Origin of the sequence: Lysobacter antibioticus, assembly GCF_000731095.1 — a bacterium.
In the GTDB taxonomy this organism is placed as follows: Bacteria; Pseudomonadota; Gammaproteobacteria; order Xanthomonadales; family Xanthomonadaceae; genus Lysobacter; species Lysobacter antibioticus_B.
Genome location: NZ_JMTZ01000133.1, coordinates 1 through 5,293 on the forward strand (window position 1 = coordinate 1; position 5,293 = coordinate 5,293).

Below are 5,293 nucleotides of genomic sequence, written 5' to 3' on the forward strand. Positions count from 1 at the left end.
ATCCCTGTCCCGATGAAAAACGGCCCGCATCCCTGCGGGCCGCCCTCTGGGTCTTCTCTAGCCTTCGCTAGTGCGAAACGACGCACAGCCACAGCAACAGCAACAGCAACAGCAGAATCTTCGCGACAACGGCGATAACTTTTGTAGGAGCGACGTCAGTCGCGACCGCGCAGCTTCGGTCTTGCGGCGAAACCCGCCAAAACCACCACACATCCAGCTGAGGGGCGATAGGGCAAGCCCTTCCCCCAATCAACGCCGCGCAGCGATGACGATATCGCCGCCTGAGGACTCATCGACCGCGACCGGGTACAACTCCTCCAAGGCCTCGACGAAAGCATGCGGGTCGTCGCTGCGGAACACGCCGCTGACACGCAGGCGCGCAACTTGCTCGCCGCCCAGGACCATGCGCCGGCGGCTATAACGGTTGAATTCGGCGACCGCGGCCGACAAGGCCTGGTCTTCGAACACCAACTTGCCCGACAACCAGGTCGGCAAGGCACCGGGCGCCGCCGGTGCCAACCGGTGTAGCGGCTGGTGCTTGCGAAAACGCGCCTTCTGCCCGGGGTCGAGCGTGCCGAGCGCAGCCTGTCCGGCATCGGCGGTCGGCGCCGCCAACAAGGCGACCCGGCCTTCGACCAGGGCGACCTCGGTCGTGTCGTTGCGCCGGTAAACCTCGAACTCGGTGCCGACCGCGCGGACGCTGCCGTCCTCGGTATGCACCAGGAACGGCCGCTTGGCCTTGGCCACGCGAAAATAGGCGCGACCGCGATCCAGGACGATGCGGCGCTCGGCGCCGGAAAAATCGACGACCAGGCGGCTGTCGGTGTCCATGCTGACGCGCGAACCGTCGTCGAGGGCGATGGTGCGGCTTTCGCCGACCTGGGTGACATACACGGTCTCCGGCACGGGCCGCTCCAACCAGCGCGGCACCACCGCAGCCAGGGCCAACACCGCAGCAAGCGCGCCGGCGCCCAGGGCATAGCGCGCCCAGGCGACAGGCGCGCGGCTGCGGCGCTTCGGCGCTGCCGGCACCACCGCATCGCGCAGGCGTTCGGCGATCTGCGGATGCTGGGCGTGCTCGCCGGCCGCCGACCACAGCCGCTCGATGCGCTCATAGGCGGCACGATGGCGCGCATCGGCGGCCATCCAGTGCTGCCAGCCCTGGCGGTCGCTTTCGGCGACGTCGTCGGCGCGCAGGCGCGCGAACCAGGTCGCGGCCTGGCGACGGAACGGGTCGCCGCCCTCGATCACGTTGAGACGCGGTGGTTTCACGAGCCTCCCAGACGCGTATCGAAGTGCAGCAAGGCGCGCATCATGTTTTTCTCCACTGCGCTCACACTGATCTCCAAACGTTTGGCGATGGCGCTATAGGTCAGGCCTTCGTAGCGCTGCAGCAGGAACACCTGGCGGCAGCGCGGCGACAACTCGTCCAGCGCCGCCAGGAACGCCTGCAGGCGGCGGTTACCTTCGTAGACGCATTCGCCGTGCGGGTCCTCACTCGGCCAGTCCTTGGCGACCTCGTCGATCGACACGTGCTGCAGCACCTGATGGCTCTTGTCGCGGCGGAAGCGGTCGCGCAGCAGGTTCGAGGCGATCTGCAACAAGAAGGCCTCGACGTTGAGCACGCCGCTCAGCGACGGCATCCGCACCAGGCGCACCAGGGCTTCCTGGGCCAGATCCTCGGCATCGTCGGCCGATTGCAGATGACGCGAGAAATAGCGGACCAGGGCCGGGCGGTAACGGGCGATCAGCAGCGGCAGATCGGCGGCGCACGGGGCATCGCAAGCAAGCAGCGTATCGCTGGCTTCGCCGCTGTTCATGGCCCCTCCCCCGCTATCGGACAAGCGGACGCTACGGCACCGGCCGGCCGCCGGCAAGCCTGCCGAAAGGCGAGTGAGGGATCCGTGGCAAGCTGCGTCTACATCGGTGGGGAAAGGACAACAGTCGAAGGATCGAGTTCGCAGTCACTCATCGGGGAGCGTTGCAATGGGGATCGTTTCACAGCGTCGCGCAGCACAAGGCAGTCGGTCTAACGGAACGGATTCGAACAAGCAGGCATCGGCGGGGGCCGATCCGGGGCATACGCTGAAAACAAGCGCACACACGCATTGCGCCCGGCGCCCGCTGTCGGTCGCGCTGAGCCTGGCGCTCGGTCTGTCGGCGCTGGTCGCCGCTACGCCGGCGCTCGCCCAGCAGACGCAGGACGGCGCGCATCACTACGCCTTGCCGAGCCAATCGCTGGCCGCGGCGCTGAACCAAGTGGCGTCCTCGTCGGACGCGCAAATCCTGATTCCGCCGGACCTGGTGCGCGGCCGCATCGCCCCGGCCCTGTCCGGCCGCTACACCACCCGCGAGGCGGTCACCCGCCTGCTTGCCGGCAGCGGCCTGAGCTTCCGCGTCACCCAGAGCGGCGTCATCGCGATAGTGACTGCGCGCGAACCGGCGCCGCCCAAGGCCAAGCCGGCGAGCTCGCGCGAGCCCGCGGCCAAGGCCAAGGCGGAGCCCGATCCGACCGAACTGGCGGCGATCCAGGTCACCGGTTCGCGCATCAAGCGCGCTGAAATCGAAGGCCCGTCGCCGGTCACCGTGATCACCGCCGAACAGATGGAGCGCGAGGGCCACGCCACCGTGTTCGAGGCGCTGGACACCCTGGTGATGGCCAACGGCGCGGTCGAGACCGAACTGTCGGGCGGCTTCTCGGCCAACGCCCATCCGCTCAACCTGCGCGGCCTGGGCCCCGGCCGCTCGCTGTTGCTGATCGACGGCCGCCGCGCCGCCGACTATCCCTTCCCGTACGAAGGCCGCAGCAATTTCCAGAACTTCGGCAACATTCCCTCCGGCGCGGTCGAGCGCATCGAAATACTCGCCGGCGGCGCGTCCGCCATCTACGGCGCCGATGCGGTGTCCGGCGTGGTCAACATCGTGCTCAAGCGCAATTACCAGGGCGACGAGGTCAAGCTGCGCGCCGGCAGCAGCACGATGGGCGGACGCGACCGCTTCGACCTGCAATGGACCGGCGGCAAGACCGGCGAGCGCTGGGGCGTTACCTACGCCTTCCAGGCCTATAACCAGGAACTGTTGTACGGCTTCCAGCGCGACGACTGGGATCTGCGCGCCAATCCGAGCCCGGATCCGCGGCTCGGCGTGCAACCCGACGCCGGTCTGCGCATCCGCCGCGGCAGCAGCAGTAGCAGCAGCCCGCTGATCGCACCGCCGGCCGGCACCTGCGAGCGTTGGGGCGACGAGTTCCAACGCCACACCTACAAGCGCATCAGCTCCGGCGCCGTGCAAAGCCTCGGCGATGCCTGCGGCACCTGGAAGGACGTCGGCTACCAGCACCTGAGCAAGGGCAAGAACGAACTCGCCGGCTACGTGTTCGGCACCTGGGATTTCTCCGACGACCTGCAGGGCTGGGGTTCGGTGCAGGCCTGGCGCTCGCGGGTCGAGTCGCTCGGCGGCTTCGAGAGCATCACCGGCCCGCATACCGACGGCGTCGGCCGTCGCGGCGATTTCTACGACCCGCAGTTCAACGCGGTGATCGCGCCCACGCGTTTGCTGACCCCGGTCGATCTCGGCGGCGTCGAGCAGATGAACCAGCACTACCGCGAGCGCTCGCTCGACGTCGCGCTCGGCCTGCGCGGCAAGATCGGCGACAGCTGGGATTGGGACGCCACCGTCAGCCGCGCCGAGTACCAGTTCGAACGCACCCGCCGGCGCATGGTCGGCAACCTGGTCAACGATTATTTCTTCGGCAAGCAACTGGGCACCCGCCCCAACGGCGTGCCGATCTATCGCTTGAACCTGCCGCGCTGGTACCGGCCGATGACGCCGGAGGAATACGAGTCGATCTCCACCCTCGCCAAGTACGAGGCCGAGTCGTGGGTCAACACCGCCAGCTTCGTGCTCACCGGCGATCTGTTCGAGTTGCCGGCCGGCCCGGTCGGCGTCGCCACGGTGCTGGAAGCAAGCTCGCAGGGCTACGACCTCTCCAGCGATGCGCGCGTGCAGCCCGGCGTGGTCCAGCTCTATAACCTCACCGGCACCAACGGCGGCGGCGAACGCGACCGCTATGCCGCGGGCGTGGAGTTCAGCATCCCGATCCTGAGCACGCTCAAGGGCAGCCTGGCCGGCCGCTTCGACAAGTACGACGACATCACCGCGGTCGACGACGCCAAGACCTGGAACGCCGGCCTGGAATGGCGCCCAACCGACAATCTGCTGATCCGCGGCGCCTACGCCACCAGCTTCAAGGCGCCGGACCTGCACTGGGTCTTCAGCGAAGGCAGCGGCAGCTTCGGCAGCGCGGTCGACCCCTGGCGCTGCATCGCCGCAGGCGCCAACCCGGGCTGCTCGGGCTATAGCTACAACGTCTTCAGCTTCACCGAGGGCGACCCGAACCTGGAAGAGGAAACCGGCAAGTCCTGGAGCGTCGGCGCCGTGTGGGACGTCTTCGACGGCTTCTCGGTCACCGCCGATTACTGGAGCATCGAACTCGACGGCGCGATCGAGCGTCTCAGCCCGACCAGCATTCTCGAAGGCGAAGCCGGCTGCCGCACCGGCAAGCAGCTCAACGGCCAGCCGTTCGCATTCGGGCCCGACTCGGGTTATTGCCGCAACGTCACCGCCCTGGTGACACGGCGTCCGGAAGGCAGCGAAGCCATCGACCGCATCGCCGAGGTCAAGTCGGCGCCGCTCAACCAGTCCTACCGCCGCGTCACCGGCATCGACGCCAGCGTCATCTGGCGGCTCAAGACCGAGCGTTACGGCGACTACCGTTTCGACCTGAGCTGGTCGCACACGCTGAAGTCCGAACGCCAGGTGTTCGCCACCGATCCGATCGAAAAGGATTGGCGCGACGACCCGACCAACCTCGACTTCCGCAGCCGCCTGCGGGCGGGTGCGAGCTGGCGCGCCGGCGACTGGTCGTCGAGCCTGTTCATGACCCGCTACGGCACCCTGCCGAAGGCGAACGGCCTCGGCCGCACCGGCGTGTATTTCCTCTGGAACGCCAACATCGGCAAGCAGATCACCGACCAGGCCACGATCAAGTTCTTCGTCAACAACCTGTTCAACAGCACCCACCCGGACGACGAGACCAACACCTCGTTCCCGTATTTCTACGATGCCTACAGCCCGATCGGCCGCGAGTTCGCGATCGAGTACGAGTATCGGTTCCGTTGATTTGGGTGCGGGCGTGGCGGCGACGGCAGCGAGCGCCGCGTGGCCATAGCCGCAGTTTGCCGTTGCCGTTGCCGTTGCCGTTGCCGTTGCCGTTGCCGTTGCCGTGATTTTG

Annotated in this window: 3 protein-coding genes; 1 reads left to right on the plus strand and 2 read right to left on the minus strand. The window is 67.5% G+C overall.

What is annotated here, in order from left to right; genetic code table 11:
* Positions 1-249: 249 nt before the first annotated feature.
* Complete coding sequence (locus tag EX88_RS24890) at positions 250-1,272, minus strand: FecR family protein (protein ID WP_051885436.1); 1,023 nt, start codon at positions 1,270-1,272, stop codon at positions 250-252.
* A complete protein-coding gene (locus tag EX88_RS0122350) occupies positions 1,269-1,820 on the minus strand; it encodes an RNA polymerase sigma factor (protein ID WP_036149837.1) in 552 nt (183 codons plus the stop codon). Before EX88_RS0122350 ends, EX88_RS24890 begins: the two co-directional genes overlap by 4 nt.
* Positions 1,821-1,986: 166 nt before the next feature.
* Between EX88_RS0122350 and EX88_RS0122355 the strand changes: the two genes are divergently transcribed.
* Positions 1,987-5,181, plus strand: coding sequence for a TonB-dependent receptor (locus EX88_RS0122355; protein WP_081931382.1), 3,195 nt, complete (start codon positions 1,987-1,989; stop codon positions 5,179-5,181).
* The last annotated feature ends 112 nt before the right edge of the window (positions 5,182-5,293 follow it).

What these genes read in the sequence shown, in the direction of transcription:
- EX88_RS0122350 (WP_036149837.1), bottom strand. Translation starts at nt 1,820, where the DNA reads ATGAACAGCGGCGAAGCCAGCGATACGCTGCTTGCTTGCGATGCCCCG.
- EX88_RS0122355 (WP_081931382.1), top strand. Translation starts at nt 1,987, where the DNA reads ATGGGGATCGTTTCACAGCGTCGCGCAGCACAAGGCAGTCGGTCTAAC.